Genomic DNA, 19,686 nt, shown 5'->3' on the forward strand with positions numbered 1-19,686 from the left:
GGTTTTTAATCGCTGGTCTTCTCTAAATTTTTCTGTAATATCGACCAAGAATTTTCATAAAAAACTCCTAATCGATCAATGAACATATCTAAACTGTCTTCTTTGTGAATCATGATTGTAACAGGAGACCCTTTCCCAACTCGCATTCGCGTCTCTATATATTTTTCAGTTCCATGCTTCATTGTTGAATCGGTATCGATATACGTAAAATAATAGCTCGATAAATGTCTCTGCCCCTTAACTATTGCAGGATTCACTTTGGTAATAACTCCTTGAGTTTCATAATAGTCATTTATGTCTATTTCTTTATTTACGTTTTCACTACAACTCCAAGTGAGTATGCAAGTAAAGACAAGGATCATTATAGTTCTTAACATCTACGCTTACTTACCTGTGTACACCACAAAATTTCTGGGTGTTTCATAGAGTTTTACTGAAATATCGTAGTGCTTGGCTAGTTTAGCGCGTAATTTATTCCAGATAACAATTGCAATGTTCTCTACCGTTGGATTTAAAGTTTTAAACTCTGGTACTTCTTCGTTCAGATTTTTATGATCGAAGGGAATTTCAACTTCGGTTTCAATAAGCTCTTTTAAAATCTTTAAATCAATTAAAAAGCCAGTTTCATCGTCTATAGTTCCAGAAACCCCTACTTCTAACTCATAGTTATGACCGTGGTATAGTGGATTGCTACACTTTCCGAAGACTTCGTAATTCTTAGCATCGTCCCATTCTTTTCTATACAAACGATGTGCTGCATTAAAATGGGCTTTCCTATATACAGTTAAACTCATGAGACTAAGGATTTGTAAAACTTCTCGAAAATAATTTTAAACCATTCTGTGTACAGTTCTGGTCGTAGTGCAATATCATCTTTAACAACATCTAAGGGCATCCATTTCCAGTCGGCAACTTCATCTTCACAAATAGCTGGTGCATCATTATAGGTCCCTAGCAACACATGATCATACTCATGTTCTGTAAGTCCGTTATCGAAGGGTGCTTTGTAGATAAAAGAAATGGTTTCTTTAAGTGGCACTGTAAAGCCCATTTCTTCTTGTAATCTTCGTTCTCCTGCTTCTATAGACGACTCTCCATCGCGTTGGTGACTACAGCAAGTGTTGGTCCATAATCCTGGAGAATGGTATTTGTGCAAGGCTCTTTGTTGAAGCATTAATTCGTTTTGTTCGTTAAAAACAAATACTGAAAACGCCCTGTGCAAAACACCTTTTTCATGGGCTTCAAGTTTAGGCATGAGGCCTATTTGCTCATCTTTTTCATTTACAAGTATTACTTGTTCTTCTACCATAGCAATTCGTTCTTTTTTCTCAAAAATACGAAATAGGTCTATTACAAAACAAAACGTTCCATAAAAAGATATGGAACGTTTAAATAAAATTCAGTTTAGAATTCCCCTATTCTAATTCTGAATAATAAACATAGATCTTCTGTTTAATTGGTGTTCTTCTTCGGTACATTCTACACCGTCGGCACATTGATTCACCAATTGTCTTTCTCCGTATCCTTTAGCGGTTAACCTACTTCTATCGATGCCTTTATCTACTAACCAATTAAGTGTAGATTGTGCACGTTTTTCACTTAAGCGCTCGTTATATTTAAACGGAGCTCTAGAATCTGTATGTGATTCTATATGAATGATAAGTTCTGGATATTTTTGCATTGCTGCTAATATCTTAGCTAACTCTACAGCAGCATCTGGACGAATGTTATAGCGATCGAAATCGAAATAAATTGGTTGTAATTTCAATCTACATCCTAAGTCGTTTGGAGGACAAGGGTCTATTAATTTAAGCGGCACTGGCACTGTTATCTCGCTAGTCTTATCTGGAGTAACCACTTGAGTTTCATATGGTGCATAGCGATCTTTTGCCCCTCGAATAGAATAAGTAGATTCACAAGATGCCATAAATTGATATGCTGCATCTTCTCCAACAGTCACCTCTTCTACAAGTCCGTTATTTTCATCTAGTAGTTGTACCACAGCACCCGGAAGTAATTTGTTTGAGTCTACGTCGAAAACAGTTCCATTCAAGATAATTTCACATTTTTCTTGCACTCGGTAGATTTCATCATCTATACTACCACGATTTCCATCTCTGTTTGAAGACAAGTATCCAATACGCTTTTCTTCTCTAATAATAAATCCGAAATCGTCCTGATTACTATTTGCTGGCTCTCCTAAGTTTGAAATTTCACCTGGCATACCATCGGCGTCAAGTGGTGTTACGTAAATATCGTATCCACCTAGACCAGCACGACCGTCGCTAGCAAAATACATATTACCTGCATCACTAATAAATGGGAAAGATTCTCGTGCTTCAGTATTAATTCCTGGGCCTAGGTTTACAGGTTCGCCGTAACTATTATCACCTTGAATTTCAACATACCATAAATCACTCATACCAAGCGTTCCTGGCATATCTGAAGAGAAATACAAGCGTTTTTGGTCTAAACTTAAGGCTGGGTGTGCAACAGAATACTCTTTGCTATTAAATGGTAGTTCTTGAATATTAGTCCAAACATTATCCCCATTTGTAGTTGCTTTGTACAGCTTTAAACGAATGGTTTTGTTTTTATCTTTTCCTTTTTTACCATCAATAAAGTTATTTCTAGTAAAGTATACTGTCTTCCCATCTTTAGAAAAGCTAGTTGATGATTCGTGGTATCTAGTATTAATTTCTCCAGATAAATCGGTGGCATTAGAAAGTCTTCCTTCTGCATCCATATCTGCAACAAAAAGATCAAGATAGGGCTGATCGTTCCATTCGAAGTTTTTAGCACCTTCAGATTTTTTTGTAGATGAAGCAAATACTAATTTATCTCCATAATACGAAGGGCCAAAATCTGAGTACTCTGTATTAATTGATACTTTTTCAAGCTCGTAGCCTTTCGCTTTAAAGGCAATGCTTTCTAGATAATTTGGATCATCCTTATAGTTTTGAACTATGAGTCCATCACCACCTACTGCAGCATAAAGATCCATTAGTTTGTCTGAGTCTTCGTATTTCCCAAGACTTTTTAGAGATTGAGCAGCACGGTAATAATAGACTGCCTCTACTTCTGAAGGATAATTTGCAATGAGTTTCTGATACCATTTAGCGGCATTATCATAGTCACTATTCCAATAGAACGTATCTCCAAGATTCTTAAAAATTTGAGCAGACTCATATCCATCTTCCACTACCTTTAAGTAGATTTCACGTGCATCGATATACGAATACTTGTCAAACTCTTTGTTTGCTTTTTCTACTTGTTTTTTCTGTGAAAAAACAGTACTAGTTACTAATAGCACCAATACTGTTAAAACAAGTTTTTTTAATAATGTAACTGTCCTCATGAATTATATTTTTTTTAGAAGAATCTTGGTGTTAGTACACGTTCTGGTTTCTTAAAGATATCGAAGCGAAGCATGATTTCGTAAGACCCATCACTAAATTGTTCGATATCGGTAGTTTGGTAATCATATCCAAAACCAATAAAGATACTGTCACTAGCCTGAAATCCTGCTAGCGCACTAAATGCAGCGCTCCAGCGATAGGCAGCTCCCAAGGTAAACTTCTCGTTGATAAGGAAGTTGGCCGATACATCCCACTGTAATGGCGATCCGCTCACTGCCTTTACTAAGGTAGCGGGCTTAAATTTGAGGTTTTCACTTAAGTCAAATACATACCCTGCAATTAAGAAATAGTGTAATCTCTCTGCAGCAACGGTTGCATTGTCAAGGTTATTGATATTACTTTCGTCGTAATGTTTTGTTGTTAAGAAGTTTGGCACTGAAAGTCCTGCGTAGAATTTATCAGTGTTATAGTACACTCCAGCTCCAATTTGAGGTTGTAGTTTATTATCTATATTATTCTGAAACCTCGGATCATTATTATCGAAGATATTTAGTTTCGTGAAATCTACATCTAATAAATCAACACCAGCTTTTAATCCGAAACGTAATTCGGCAGTTTCTGAAGTATTTATACTATACGCGTAATCTATATTTACGTTAGATTCTATGGCTGGACCAATCTCGTCGCGAACGATAGACAATCCGAGTCCCATATTTTCTAATGAGCCTATAGGTGAGTTCACTGTGAAAGTTCCTGTTTTAGGAGCTCCTTCAAAGCCAACCCATTGCGTTCTGTATAAGGCACCAAAACTAAGGGCACCTCTAGAACCTGAATATGCTGGGTTAACCACTTGCGTGTTGTACATATACTGGGTGTATTGCGCATCTTGCTGTGCCCATCCCGATACGGTGGTCACAAGGGCTAAAACCAAAAGTGTAAAATAACTGTGTTTCATCGTTATGTATTTTATACCTGGACGGACAAGCCGTCCAGGATTTATTCTTCAATGATTGTTTATCTATTAATGTATAGGTAACCTGAATTCTTTAACATTTCTCCAGAATTAGGATCTTGTCGAACTAAAACGTAGAAGTATGTTCCCGTTGGTAAGGTCTTGCTGTCATTTACTGTAACTCGACCTTCAGAGTATCCTCTAAATACATTCTCTTCTCCAGTGGCTCCACCGTATCCATCTGTTTCATATACAAGTACACCCCATCTGTTGAAAATCTTCATATTGTTGTCTGGGAAGAATTCAATTCCCTGAACTCTGAAGAAATCATTTAGTCCATCACCATCTGGTGTAATACCGTTAAAGATTTCAAATGTTACTTCTGTTCCTACATTAGGTAATAACGTTACCGTTGGGTCATCTGGATCACCATCGCCATTAATATCTATGTTGGTTAAATCGTTTGGATCATCAGAAGTATCTTCTACTGTTGTTCCGTCTGATGTTGTACCAGTAATTAATGCTTGGTTTATTACCTCGCCATTTTCAATATCACCTTCAGTGATAGCATAAGTTGCAGTAAACGTTGAATCATCAACTTCACCAACTGCTAACACATCTATAGGACCTCCTTCTATCACAATACCTTCTAGATCATCTTCTAGCGTTAAGTTGTACAGGCTTACGTTTCCTGTGTTTTCAACTCTAAAGATATATGAAATCGTCTCTCCTACTTGTGGTATACCGTCTCCGTTATCATCGTTAAAGATTCCAGACTTCTCAAGTGAAACTCGAGGGTCTTGACATAAGCTAAGCTCTGTCACTTCATCTTCATCGAAGCTATCATCATCTGAAAGGTCCATCACTACCGATCCATCAGGTGCAGTACCTTCTGCAGTTGCTTGATTCATTACAAATCCGTTATCCACATCCTCCTGAGTTACGAAATACTCGGCTCTAAAGGTATCTGAATCTGAATCTGAAGGATTCAATGTTATAGGTCCTCCAGTTACAGCCACTAATGGATCTGTTACTGTGATATTTGTTAACACTACGTTTCCTGTGTTTTTAACAACAAACTCATAGATTATAGACTCGCCAAGTTCAACACAACCATTGCCATTCTGATCTTGTGGGTTCGCCGTTTTAATCAGTGCAATTGATGCTCCTTGACATAGTGTTGTAATTGTTGGTCTATCATCTAAGAATGAATCGAAATCAGACTCATCATCAACAACCTCTCCATTAGGATCTGTTCCGATTACCGTTGCTTGGTTCTCAACAAAGCCATCATTTATGTTGGCCTGCGTAATTAGATACGTTGCCATGAATGAATTTACATCTGTTTGTCCAGGCGCCAATGTAATAGGACCTCCAAGTACATTTACTAATGGATCTTCAATATCGATATTCGTTAAGGTAACGTTACCTGTATTTTGAACTGTAAATCTGTACTCAATTGTTTCCTTAGGATCTGCACAACCACTACCATTCTCGTCCATCACAGTACCCTCTTTAATTAAAGCGATACTTGCGTTCTGACAAAGTGTGGTAACTGTTGGTCTATCGTCTGTATATACATCGAAATCTGAAATGTCTTCTACTACTGTTCCATCAGGTGCAGTACCCATAGCTGTAGCAGTATTTTCGAAACTTCCGTTGTCGATATCAACTTGTGTGATTGTATAAACCGCAGTAAACGATAGTACATCAATCTCATCTGGAGCCAACACTATTGGACCACCAACAACGTTCACTAATGGGTCATCAATATCTACTCCTGTTAGTGTTACGTTACCTGTATTCTTCACTTCAAATACATATGAAATAGTCTCACCTACATCTGTACATCCACTTCCGTTTTCATCATTCAATGTACCTTTCTTGATAAGTGCAATTGAAGGTGACTGACATAATGCAGTTACTGTTGGATCGTCTTCAGTAGTTAAACTTTCATCTGAAAGGTCATCTACAACCGTACTATCTGGAGCAGTTCCTTCTGCCGTTGCTTGGTTTGTAATCTCACCAGCATCAATATCGGCTTGTGTGATTGCATAACTAGCAGTATACGTCCATGTCTCATCTACATCTAATTCACTATCACCATCTGTATCACCACCAGCGAACACGATAGCTACTACTGGGTTTGGTGCTTCTAACAATGGATCTGTTACTGAAATAGCTGATAAACTTACGTTTCCTTCGTTGGTAACTGTAAAGGTATAGTCGATTGACTCTCCTGGATCAGCACATTGGTCGCCATCGCCATCTACAAACACACCTGCTTTTACAATTGCGATTGCTGGACTCTGACATAGTGTAGTTACCGTTGGATCGTCTTCAGTAGTTAAACTTTCATCTGAAAGGTCATCTACAACCGTACTATCTGGAGCAGTTCCTACTGCCGTTGCTTGGTTTGTAATCTCACCAGCATCAATATCAGCTTGTGTGATTGCATAACTAGCAGTATACGTCCATGTCTCATCTACATCTAATTCACTGTCACCATCTGTATCACCACCAGCGAACACGATAGCTACTACTGGGTTTGGTGCTTCTAACAATGGATCTGTTACTGAAATAGCTGATAAACTTACGTTTCCTTCGTTGGTAACTGTAAAGGTATAGTCGATTGACTCTCCTGGATCAGCACACTGGTCGCCATCACCGTCTACAAACACACCTGCTTTTACAATTGCGATTGCTGGACTCTGACACAGTGTAGTTACCGTTGGATCGTCTTCTGTAGTTAAACTTTCATCTGAAAGGTCATCTACAACCGTACTATCTGGAGCAGTTCCTTCTGCTGTTGCTTGGTTTGTAATCTCACCAGCATCAATATCGGCTTGTGTGATTGCATAACTAGCAGTATACGTCCATGTCTCATCTACATCTAATTCACTATCACCATCTGTATCACCACCAGCGAACACGATAGCTACTACTGGGTTTGGTGCTTCTAACAATGGATCTGTTACTGAAATAGCTGATAAACTTACGTTTCCTTCGTTGGTAACTGTAAAGGTATAGTCGATTGACTCTCCTGGATCAGCACACTGGTCGCCATCACCGTCTACAAACACACCTGCTTTTACAATTGCGATTGCTGGACTCTGACACAGTGTAGTTACCGTTGGATCGTCTTCTGTAGTTAAACTTTCATCTGAAAGGTCATCTACAACCGTACTATCTGGAGCAGTTCCTTCTGCTGTTGCTTGGTTTGTAATCTCACCAGCATCAATATCAGCTTGTGTGATTGCATAACTAGCAGTATACGTCCATGTCTCATCTACATCTAATTCACTATCACCATCTGTATCACCACCAGCGAACACGATAGCTACTACTGGGTTTGGTGCTTCTAACAATGGATCTGTTACTGAAATAGCTGATAAACTTACGTTTCCTTCGTTGGTAACTGTAAAGGTATAGTCGATTGACTCTCCTGGATCAGCACACTGGTCGCCATCACCGTCTACAAACACACCTGCCTTTACAATTGCGATTGCTGGACTCTGACACAGTGTAGTTACCGTTGGATCGTCTTCTGTAGTTAAACTTTCATCTGAAAGGTCATCTACAACCGTACTATCTGGAGCAGTTCCTTCTGCCGTTGCTTGGTTTGTAATCTCACCAGCGTCAATATCGGCTTGTGTGATTGCATAACTAGCAGTATACGTCCATGTCTCATCTACATCTAATTCACTATCACCATCTGTATCACCACCAGCGAACACGATAGCTACTACTGGGTTTGGTGCTTCTAACAATGGATCTGTTACTGAAATAGCTGATAAACTTACGTTTCCTTCGTTGGTAACTGTAAAGGTATAGTCGATTGACTCTCCTGGATCAGCACACTGGTCGCCATCACCGTCTACAAACACACCTGCTTTTACAATTGCGATTGCTGGACTCTGACACAGTGTAGTTACTGTTGGATCGTCTTCAGTAGTTAAACTTTCATCTGAAAGGTCATCTACAACCGTACTATCTGGAGCAGTTCCTTCTGCCGTTGCTTGGTTTGTAATCTCACCAGCATCAATATCGGCTTGTGTGATTGCATAACTAGCAGTATACGTCCATGTCTCATCTACATCTAATTCACTGTCACCATCTGTATCACCACCAGCGAACACGATAGCTACTACTGGGTTTGGTGCTTCTAACAATGGATCTGTTACTGAAATAGCTGATAAACTTACGTTTCCTTCGTTGGTAACTGTAAAGGTATAGTCGATTGACTCTCCTGGATCAGCACATTGGTCGCCATCGCCATCTACAAACACACCTGCTTTTACAATTGCGATTGCTGGACTCTGACATAGTGTAGTTACCGTTGGATCGTCTTCAGTAGTTAAACTTTCATCTGAAAGGTCATCTACTGTTGTTCCATCTTCGTCTGTTCCTTCTGCTGTTGCTTGGTTTGTAATCTCACCAGCATCAATATCAGCTTGTGTGATTGCATAACTAGCAGTATACGTCCATGTCTCATCTACATCTAATTCACTGTCACCATCTGTATCACCACCAGCGAACACGATAGCTACTACTGGGTTTGGTGCTTCTAACAATGGATCTGTTACTGAAATAGCTGATAAACTTACGTTTCCTTCGTTGGTAACTGTAAAGGTATAGTCGATTGACTCTCCTGGATCAGCACACTGGTCGCCATCACCGTCTACAAACACACCTGCTTTTACAATTGCGATTGCTGGTGCTGGGGTTTGCGCGATTAAGATATACACAGTAGCTTGATCTGTAGCAACTGGACTACCATTGTCAAATATTTCATAGACAAACTGATCATTTCCTGTGAATCCAGTTCCTGGTGTATATTCAAAACTACCATCAGGATTCACTATTACAGTACCATTAGTTGGACCTGAAACAGGTGTTGTTCCAACATTAAGGACTTGAGTATTGGATTCAGGATCGCTATCATTATCTAACACATTCCCTGTTACTGGCGCATCTATTTCTCCATAATAAGCGTCATCATTAGCAACCGTAATATTTCCTGTATCGTCGATTATATAAATTGTCACCGTTGCAGTATCACAAAGTGGTGTAGCAGCGTTATCACAGATAGTATACTCGAAAGTATCTTCTCCCGTGAATCCTGGATTTGGAATGTATGTATAACTTCCGTCAGGACTAACAGTAACACTACCATTAGCTGGATCTGTATTTGCTGTTACCGTTATAATATCTCCTAAATCTGGATCGAAATCGTTTACAAGTACATTTCCGTCTACTGGCGTATTAATTTCAGTAATATTTACATCGTTATTTGCTACTGGAGGATCGTTTCCAATAACTGGATCATCTACTATTGAAATCGTCACAGTTGCTGTATCACATGCTACTGGGTTACCAGCATCACACACTTGATACACAAATGTATCTTCTCCTACAAATCCTGGAGCCGGAGTATAATCATATGTTCCATCAGGGTTGAAGGTTAATGTACCTCCTGCAGTTGGACCACTTACTAAAGTGAACACTTCTGTTCCTGTTGGACCATCGAAGTTTTCGTCATTAGTAGCTACATTACCACTCACTGGTAGGTCTACAAATGTGTCATTAATATCATCTACGGCTAGGATTTCGTTTCCTGGATCAGCAATAGAAATGTATACCGTAGCAACATCTGTTGCTACTGGACTTCCATTGTCGAAAATCTCATACACAAAACTATCTGTCCCTTCAAAACCAGCTCCCGGAGTATATGTAAATGTTCCGTCTGCATTCAAGACTACAGTACCATTGTTTGGTCCGTTGCTTGGGCTAACAGCTACATCTACTGTTTGGTCATTGTTCTCTGGATCTGTATCGTTGTCTAATACGTTACCAACGATATCTGTATCAGGGAAACCATAGTAAGCATCATCTACCGCTGTAGTGATATTCTCTGTAGTATCTAATACCTGAATCGTTACCGTTGCTGTATCACACAATGCCGGAGTCTGGTTATCACAAATTGTATACTCGAAAGTATCTTCTCCTATAAAACCAGGATCTGGTGTGTATGTGTAAGTCCCGTCAGGGTTTACTGTAACACTACCATTGGCTGGATCTGTGTTGCCAGTTACAACGATTGGGTCTCCATCTGGATCAAAATCGTTTGGTAATACAGTACCATCTACTGGTGTATCTACCTGAGTACTGTTCGTATCAGCATTAGCTACTGGTGGATCATTATCTGGACTACCTAGTGGCTGTACTTCAATATAAACTATTGCTGTATCACATGCTATTGGATTACCTCCATCACATACTTGATACTCAAATGTGTCTTCTCCTACGTAATCAGTACCTGGTGTGTAGGTGTAGCTTCCATCTGGATTGAACACCAACATTCCATTTGCTGGACCTGTAACTAGTGTAAACACTTCAGTTCCTGTTGGACCGTCTGCATTAAGATCATTTGTAGCTACACTACCTTCTACTGGTAGGTTTACAAATGTGTCATTAATATCATCAATCGCTAGAATCTCGTTTGCTGGGTTAGCAATAGAAATGTATACCGTAGCAACATCTGTAGCTACTGGACTTCCATTGTCGAAAATCTCATACACAAAACTATCTGTCCCTTCAAAACCAGCTCCCGGAGTATACGTAAATGTTCCGTCTGCATTCAAGACTACGGTACCATTGTTTGGTCCGTTGCTTGGGCTAACAGCTACATCTACTGTTTGGTCATTGTTCTCTGGATCTGTATCGTTGTCTAATACGTTACCAACGATATCTGTATCAGGGAAACCATAGTAAGCATCATCTACCGCTGTAGTGATATTCTCTGTAGTATCTAATACCTGAATCGTTACCGTTGCTGTATCACACAATGCCGGAGTCTGGTTATCACAAATTGTATACTCGAAAGTATCTTCTCCTATAAAACCAGGATCTGGTGTGTATGTGTAAGTCCCGTCAGGGTTTACTGTAACACTACCATTGGCTGGATCTGTGTTGCCAGTTACAACGATTGGGTCTCCATCTGGATCAAAATCGTTTGGTAATACAGTACCATCTACTGGTGTATCTACCTGAGTACTGTTCGTATCAGCATTAGCTACTGGTGGATCATTATCTGGACTACCTAGTGGCTGTACTTCAATATAAACTATTGCTGTATCACATGCTATTGGATTACCTCCATCACATACTTGATACTCAAATGTGTCTTCTCCTACATAATCAGTACCTGGTGTGTAGGTGTAGCTTCCATCTGGATTGAACACCAACATTCCATTTGCTGGACCTGTAACTAGTGTGAACACTTCAGTTCCTGTTGGACCGTCTTCATTAAGATCATTTGTAGCTACACTACCTTCTACTGGTAGGTTTACAAATGTGTCATTAATATCATCAATCGCTAGAATCTCGTTTGCTGGGTTAGCAATAGAAATGTATACCGTAGCAACATCTGTAGCTACTGGACTTCCATTGTCGAAAATCTCATACACAAAACTATCTGTCCCTTCAAAACCAGCTCCCGGAGTATATGTAAATGTTCCGTCTGCATTCAAGACTACGGTACCATTGTTTGGTCCGTTGCTTGGGCTAACAGCTACATCTACTGTTTGGTCATTGTTCTCTGGATCTGTATCGTTGTCTAATACGTTACCAACGATATCTGTATCAGGGAAACCATAGTAAGCATCATCTACCGCTGTAGTGATATTCTCTGTAGTATCTAATACCTGAATCGTTACCGTTGCTGTATCACACAATGCCGGAGTCTGGTTATCACAAATTGTATACTCGAAAGTATCTTCTCCTATAAAACCAGGATCTGGTGTGTATGTGTAAGTCCCGTCAGGGTTTACTGTAACACTACCATTGGCTGGATCTGTGTTGCCAGTTACAACGATTGGGTCTCCATCTGGATCAAAATCGTTTGGTAATACAGTACCATCTACTGGTGTATCTACCTGAGTACTGTTCGTATCAGCATTAGCTACTGGTGGATCATTATCTGGACTACCTAGTGGCTGTACTTCAATATAAACTATTGCTGTATCACATGCTATTGGATTACCTCCATCACATACTTGATACTCAAATGTGTCTTCTCCTACATAATCAGTACCTGGTGTGTAGGTGTAGCTTCCATCTGGATTGAACACCAACATTCCATTTGCTGGACCTGTAACTAGTGTGAACACTTCAGTTCCTGTTGGACCGTCTTCATTAAGATCATTTGTAGCTACACTACCTTCTACTGGTAGGTTTACAAATGTGTCATTAATATCATCAATCGCTAGAATCTCGTTTGCTGGGTTAGCAATAGAAATGTATACCGTAGCAACATCTGTAGCTACTGGACTTCCATTGTCGAAAATCTCATACACAAAACTATCTGTCCCTTCAAAACCAGCTCCCGGAGTATATGTAAATGTTCCGTCTGCATTCAAGACTACGGTACCATTGTTTGGTCCGTTGCTTGGGCTAACAGCTACATCTACTGTTTGGTCATTGTTCTCTGGATCTGTATCGTTGTCTAATACGTTACCAACGATATCTGTATCAGGGAAACCATAGTAAGCATCATCTACCGCTGTAGTGATATTCTCTGTAGTATCTAATACCTGAATCGTTACCGTTGCTGTATCACACAATGCCGGAGTCTGGTTATCACAAATTGTATACTCGAAAGTATCTTCTCCTATAAAACCAGGATCTGGTGTGTATGTGTAAGTCCCGTCAGGGTTTACTGTAACACTACCATTGGCTGGATCTGTGTTGCCAGTTACAACGATTGGGTCTCCATCTGGATCAAAATCGTTTGGTAATACAGTACCATCTACTGGTGTATCTACCTGAGTACTGTTCGTATCAGCATTAGCTACTGGTGGATCATTATCTGGACTACCTAGTGGCTGTACTTCAATATAAACTATTGCTGTATCACACGCTACTGGATTACCTCCATCACATACTTGATACTCAAATGTGTCTTCGCCTACATAATCAGTACCTGGTGTGTAGGTGTAGCTTCCATCTGGATTGAACACCAACATTCCATTTGCTGGACCTGTAACTAGTGTAAACACTTCAGTTCCTGCTGGACCGTCTGCATTAAGATCATTTGTAGCTACACTACCTTCTACCGGTAGGTTTACAAATGTGTCATTAATATCATCAATCGCTAGAATCTCGTTTACACCATTTCCTACAGTTAGATAAACAGTTGCTTGATCTGTTGCAGGGTTAGCATTGTCATCTAAAATTTCATATACAAATTGATCCGTTCCAACAAAGCCAATGTTTGGCACATAAGTGAAACTACCATCTGCATTGATAGTAAGTGTTCCGTTAGATGGACCACTTACAGGAGTTACGGTAGTATTAACATCTTGATTGTCTCCTTCAGGATCGGTATCATTATCCAATACATTCCCAACGATATCAGTGTCTATTATTCCGTTATATGCGTCGTCATTTGCAACTGTAATATTTCCTTCATCTGCAATTACTTGAATTGTAACCGTTGTAGTATCACATAATGCTGGTGTTGCATCATCACAGATTGTATACTCAAAAGTATCTTCTCCTATAAAACCAGGATCTGGTGTGTAGGTATACATTCCGTTAGCGTCAATCGTAACTGTACCATTTGCAGGATCTGTATTAGCCGTTACCGTGATTGTATCTCCATCTGGATCAAAATCGTTTGGAAGTGCTTGACCTGTTACTGGCGTATCTACTTCTGTAGTATTTGTGTCTGCATTTGCTACTGGCGGCTCATTTCCTGTATTAGGAGTTGGTAATATTTCAATATATACTGTTGCTGTATCACATGCGACTGGGTTACCAGCATCACAAATTTGGTACACAAATGTGTCTTCTGATACTAAAGGATCTACAGGTGGTGTATAGTTATATGTACCATCTGGATTAAAAGTTAATGTTCCTCCAGCTGTTGGACCGCTTACTAGTGTAAATGTTTCAGTTCCTATAGGGCCATCGTAATTTTCATCATTAGTCGCTACATTTCCGCTTACCGGAAATCCGACGTAGGTATTGTTAATATCATCTACAGCAAGAATTAAATTCTCTCCTGCAATAATAATACTCACGGTAGCACTATCTGTTGCTACTGGAGATCCATTATCGAAAATTGAGTAAATGAAACTATCGTTTCCGAAGAAATTAGGATCTGTAGGCGTATAGCTAAAGCTTCCATCTGCGTTTAATGTAACAGAGCCATTAGTTGGTCCGTTAGATGGACTAATTGCTACATCTACTGTTTGATCATTTCCTTCTGGGTCAAAATCGTTATCTAATACATTACCCGTAATGGTAGCTCCTTGGTTACCACCATATCCATCATCTACAGCAAAAGTGTAGTTCATTGCTGGGTTACCTACAACTGTAATTGTAAGTACAGCAGTATCGGTTGCTGGTAGCGCGTTATCGTCTATAATCTCATAGGTAAATGTATCTGTTCCTGTAAAGCCAGGGTTTGGAGTATACACAAACGTACCATTTGAATTCAATACAAGAACTCCACCTGGTAAATTGTATGTCCCAGGGTTGGTTACTGTTTGGTTATCACCTTCAAGATCTACATCATTGGTCAATACATTTCCAGGAATTGCAACATCTTGCTCTGTAAACACAGCATCTGCATTGGCAATAGTATTGTTTTGTCCAATTGGGTTGATTCTAATAAATACCGTAGCACTATCTGTTGCTTGTGGGTTTCCGTCATCTTCAATAGAATACATGAAGAAGTCTCCTCCAACATAGTCTGTTGGCGGTGTGTATGTATAACTTCCGTCAGGAGCAATATTTACAACAACTCCTTGGTCTGAAGTAACTGTTAAGGTAGTAACCACTTGGTTATCTCCCTCCATGTCTTCATCGTTTGTAAGTACATTTCCATCAATCGGAATATTTACAACCGTATCGCGGAAATCGTTCACAGCAATCGTAGTATTCTCTCCTGCAATAATAATACTCACGGTAGCACTATCTGTTGCTACTGGAGATCCATTATCGAAAATTGAGTAAATGAAACTATCGTTTCCGAAGAAATTAGGATCTGTAGGCGTATAGCTAAAGCTTCCATCTGCGTTTAATGTAACAGAGCCATTGGTTGGCCCATTAGACGGACTAATTGCTACATCTACTGTTTGATCATTTCCTTCCGGGTCAAAATCGTTATCTAATACATTACCCGTAATGGTAGCTCCTTGGTTACCACCATATCCATCATCTACAGCAAAAGTGTAGTTCATTGCTGGGTTACCTACAACTGTAATTGTAAGTACAGCAGTATCGGTTGCTGGTAGCGCGTTATCGTCTATAATCTCGTAGGTAAATGTATCTGTTCCTGTAAAGCCAGGGTTTGGAGTATACACAAACGTACCATTTGAATTCAATACAAGAACTCCACCTGGTAAATTATATGTCCCAGGGTTAGTTACTGTTTGGTTATCACCTTCAAGATCTACATCATTGGTCAATACATTTCCAGGAATTGCAACATCTTGCTCTGTAAACACAGCATCTGCATTGGCAATAGTATTGTTTTGTCCAATTGGGTTGATTCTAATAAATACCGTAGCACTATCTGTTGCTTGTGGGTTTCCGTCATCTTCAATAGAATACATGAAGAAGTCTCCTCCAACATAGTCTGTTGGCGGTGTGTATGTATAACTTCCGTCAGGAGCAATATTTACAACAACTCCTTGGTCTGAAGTAACTGTTAAGGTAGTAACCACTTGGTTATCTCCCTCCATGTCTTCATCGTTTGTAAGTACATTTCCATCAATCGAAATATTTACAACCGTATCGCGGAAATCGTTCACAGCGATAGTACAGTTAGCTAATATTGTTACCTGTACGGTGTCACTACAAAGGTTAGAATCTATTGCTGTAACAGTATATGTACCAGCTGCCAAGTTGTTAAAAGTACCTGAACCTTGAGGTGCACCACCATCTAAAGTATAACTATAAGGTGCAGTACCTCCTGATGCTTCAACAGTAACAGATCCTAGTCCGCTTTCACATACTATGTCCGTTTGTGCCGTAATAGCAACATCAAGCGCAGCTGTTGGCTGCCCAACAGTTCCACTATCATTTAATACACATCCATTTCCATCTGTTATCACAACAGTATAAGTACCTGCGGAAAGATTAGAAATATCTTCTGTGGTTTCACCATTGCTCCATAAGAAGGTATATCCTGGTGTTCCTCCGCTTACTGTAAGGTCTAAAGACCCTGTACTCTCACCAAAACAAGCAACGTTTGTTACTGCAATACCTGAAGTAAGCTCTGTAGGCTCACCTACAGTTGTTGAGCTTGTAGCGGTACACAATGTATCTTCATCTGTAACAGTTACTGTATATACTCCAGCAGTTAAACCTGAAATAGACTGTGTTGTTTGTCCGCCTGGACTCCATGCATAGGTGAAATTACCTAGACCCCCAGAAACATTTACTGTGGCTGTTCCGTCATTTCCACCGTTACATGATACTGGTGTGCTCGAAGCAGTTGCTGTTAGGTTATTACAATCACCATTGTTCACAGTAACTTGTGTCGTCGCCATACAATTGTTAGCATCTTTCACAGTCACTGTATAAGTTCCATCACTTAAGCCAGTAATTGTTTGTGTTGTTTGTCCGCCAGGACTCCACAAAAATGTATAAGGAGGAATCCCGCCAGATGGGTTAGCCGTTGCAGTTCCATCGTTAGTTGTTGGTCCAGTTTCATCTGTAGCCGTTGCCGTTACAGCAACTGCTGTAGAAGGTTCTGTAATAGTTATACTTTCTTCAACAGGCTGACATAATGTACCATCAATAGTTACACTTACTGTATACACTCCAGCTCCTTGGCCAGAAATAGTACTTGGAATACCTGGCAGAACACCCGCATCAACTTGCTGAGGCGATGTATTCCAAGTATAGGTAAATGTTGCATTTGGATTAGCCGAAGAACTTGCTTGTACCGAAGCACTACCTGTTTCAAAATCCTTACATAAAACGTTAGTAACATCTGTTACATTAATTACCGCATCACAATTTTGTACACAAGTAATTATAACGCTTTGTTCGTTAACGCAACCATTTGCATCAGTCACCATTACAGTATACTGCGTTCCACCCAAAAGACTTCCCGACAATCCGGTTGCTGTAGGCGTTGTTTGCGCTAGTGGATCATCCCATAAATAGGTATAAGGACCAACACCTCCAGTAACTGTTGCAGTTGCAGTTCCATTGTTACAAAGTGCAGTTGCCGAAGCGTTTGTTTTTGTTAATTCAATGCTGATTGGTTCTGGCTGCGTAATTTCAACCGGAGCAGGTAATGTTGTTGTACACCCGTTATCATCGGTTACAGTCACATTATAATTTCCAGCTGTTAAACCAGAGATATCTTCTAAAGTACTTCCGTTTGTCCAAGCATACGAATACGGTGGCACTCCTCCAGAAACTGTTAGGTCTATAGATCCAGTGCTATCACCATTACACAATACGTCAACTTTTGTTGTACTCAATAAAATTCCTGCAGTAGGCCCCATCACTGTAAACGTCTCTTCGTATGTACAGTTGTTAGCGTCTAAGATAGTTACCGTATAATCTCCAGCTGTAAGACCACTTATATTTTGTGTAGTAGCTCCGTTACTCCATGAGTATGTATACCCTGGCGTACCTCCTGTAACAGTAAGTGATATCTTCCCAGTAGCTTCTCCAAAGCAAAGTACATCGGTAATCGTTTCTTTAACTGAAATAGCCTCTGTAGGACCGTCTACTACGATATCAGATAAGAATTCGAACAGACATCCTGAAGAATCAGAAATTTCTACATTATAGGTACCAGGTGCTAAATTTGAAACATCTTCGGTTGTAGCACCGTTAGACCATACATATGAATATGGTGGAAAGCCTCCAGAAACAGTAATATCTATTGTTCCATCGTCATCACCAAAACAGTCTACATCTGTAACAGATGTAACAGAAGCCGTTAATGTTTCAAGGGTTACACTTGTTGAAGATGGTTTATTTTCACATCCTGTACTAAGATCTCTTACACTAAACACATATGTTCCAGGACCTAAATCGGCGAAACTAGGAGAAGATTGATACGGATCATTATTTATTTGGTATTCATAATTTGATCCTACCGGATCTGTTACTGTAACATTATAACTTCCATCTGGGTTACAAGCTACATCTATAGTAGGATCTGGCGGATTCGGGTTATACGTTAATGTTACTGTATTTGTATCGGTAATATTTTGGTTAGGAGCAGGAAGCCTTACTTTATAAGTAAAAGTTACATCCCCTACAAACCCAGGTGAAGGCACATACTGGTAGCTACCATCAGAATTTAACGTAAAACTTACTCCTGAAGGGTTTGGACCAGAGATTAATGTATAAGTAGATCCTGCAGGAACTGTACTAGAATTATCTATTTGCCCATTAAATGTACCGTCTACACAACCCATATCAACTTGCGGTTGTGCATAACGCTGTAATACAAAAACTTTACCATCTCCATGGTCAGTACTTGCAGCAATAAAACGTACTCTTGTAATTTTAGAGCCTATCGGTGCAACATTGTCTAGTTGGAACAATGCAATTGCAATCGTTTGTCCATTATCTTGCTCACGACCTGAACCCCAATAATCTGAACCAGCAACTGGCGGACTAAAATTACCGTTGTACATATCGTTATTTGTACGAACAAAAGTGTCTCCTAAGGGAGTTTCCGTATTACTTCCAGGTAAAAATCCAAAAAGTCTTACATACAAACAGTTATTTCCTCCACGCTCTGTAACAGCAAGAACACCTCCAGCGTTTGCAGGAAGTGGCGGGTCATAAAAAAGTGTTTGCATTTGTGCATCTGTCTCAGGCACTCCATTTAGACCATTGGCAGCATTAAAATTACCACAAATTGATCGCCCATTGGGATTTGACGTAAAATAGTAATTCAAGTTTTGTGATTGAAAAGCAGCTTTTGCAGCATTATCCCACTGATTCGAATCATTTATATTTTGCGTTGCTCCCGAACTATTAAATGAAGAATAGTTACCGTTTTCAGCAATTCTATTTGGACCATTTCCAGCAGGACCTAATCTCGTTAACTGATAAGCACTAGGTACTGCAAAACTGTTATACACAGTTCCGTTAATAGTAACAGACTTAATAGTAGCAGGATTATTATCATTGTACACCCCATTTATCGTTTGAGAATCACTCCATTGAAAAGTCACCCCAGCTGTTATAGAAGGTGATTGCACACCTATCTGTGCTTGTACTGCCGTACCCATTAAAAGTAACGCCAAAAGAACGTAGCTTTTACGAACGTACTTATTCCAGAAAATAAAAGTAAAATTATGCATACTTATCTTATTTATATCG

6 protein-coding genes are annotated in these 19,686 nt (G+C 39.7%); all 6 read right to left on the reverse strand.

Annotated features, from left to right (window positions below; genetic code table 11):
• Positions 1-5 precede the first annotated feature (5 nt).
• Complete coding sequence (locus G5B37_RS05485; protein WP_164679062.1) at positions 6-377, reverse strand: hypothetical protein; 372 nt, start codon at positions 375-377, stop codon at positions 6-8.
• 6 nt (positions 378-383) lie between these two features.
• Positions 384-794: a 6-pyruvoyl trahydropterin synthase family protein gene (locus G5B37_RS05490; protein ID WP_164679063.1), complete on the reverse strand. Its 411-nt coding sequence runs from the start codon at positions 792-794 to the stop codon at positions 384-386.
• Positions 791-1,309, reverse strand: a complete 519-nt coding sequence (gene idi / locus G5B37_RS05495) for an isopentenyl-diphosphate Delta-isomerase (protein WP_164679064.1) — start codon at positions 1,307-1,309, stop codon at positions 791-793. Before idi ends, G5B37_RS05490 begins: the two co-directional genes overlap by 4 nt.
• 111 nt (positions 1,310-1,420) lie before the next feature.
• Entirely contained in the window at positions 1,421-3,358 is a 1,938-nt protein-coding gene (locus tag G5B37_RS05500; protein ID WP_164679065.1) for an OmpA family protein, read from the reverse strand.
• 14 nt (positions 3,359-3,372) lie between these two features.
• Positions 3,373-4,314 carry a PorP/SprF family type IX secretion system membrane protein gene (locus tag G5B37_RS05505; protein WP_164679066.1) on the reverse strand — a complete coding sequence of 314 codons (942 nt, stop codon included), beginning with the start codon at positions 4,312-4,314 and terminating at the stop codon, positions 3,373-3,375.
• 59 nt (positions 4,315-4,373) lie between these two features.
• Positions 4,374-19,667 (reverse strand): Ig-like domain-containing protein, encoded by a 15,294-nt coding sequence (locus G5B37_RS05510; protein ID WP_164679067.1) that lies wholly within the window; start codon positions 19,665-19,667, stop codon positions 4,374-4,376.
• Positions 19,668-19,686 lie beyond the last annotated feature (19 nt).

The sequence above is a fragment of the Rasiella rasia genome (genome assembly GCF_011044175.1).
Classification (GTDB): Bacteria; Bacteroidota; Bacteroidia; order Flavobacteriales; family Flavobacteriaceae; genus Marinirhabdus; species Marinirhabdus rasia.

What these genes read in the sequence shown, in the direction of transcription:
- G5B37_RS05500 (WP_164679065.1), bottom strand. Translation starts at nt 3,358, where the DNA reads ATGAGGACAGTTACATTATTAAAAAAACTTGTTTTAACAGTATTGGTG.
- idi (WP_164679064.1), bottom strand. Translation starts at nt 1,309, where the DNA reads ATGGTAGAAGAACAAGTAATACTTGTAAATGAAAAAGATGAGCAAATA.
- G5B37_RS05505 (WP_164679066.1), bottom strand. Translation starts at nt 4,314, where the DNA reads ATGAAACACAGTTATTTTACACTTTTGGTTTTAGCCCTTGTGACCACC.
- G5B37_RS05490 (WP_164679063.1), bottom strand. Translation starts at nt 794, where the DNA reads ATGAGTTTAACTGTATATAGGAAAGCCCATTTTAATGCAGCACATCGT.
- G5B37_RS05510 (WP_164679067.1), bottom strand. Translation starts at nt 19,667, where the DNA reads ATGCATAATTTTACTTTTATTTTCTGGAATAAGTACGTTCGTAAAAGC.
- G5B37_RS05485 (WP_164679062.1), bottom strand. Translation starts at nt 377, where the DNA reads ATGTTAAGAACTATAATGATCCTTGTCTTTACTTGCATACTCACTTGG.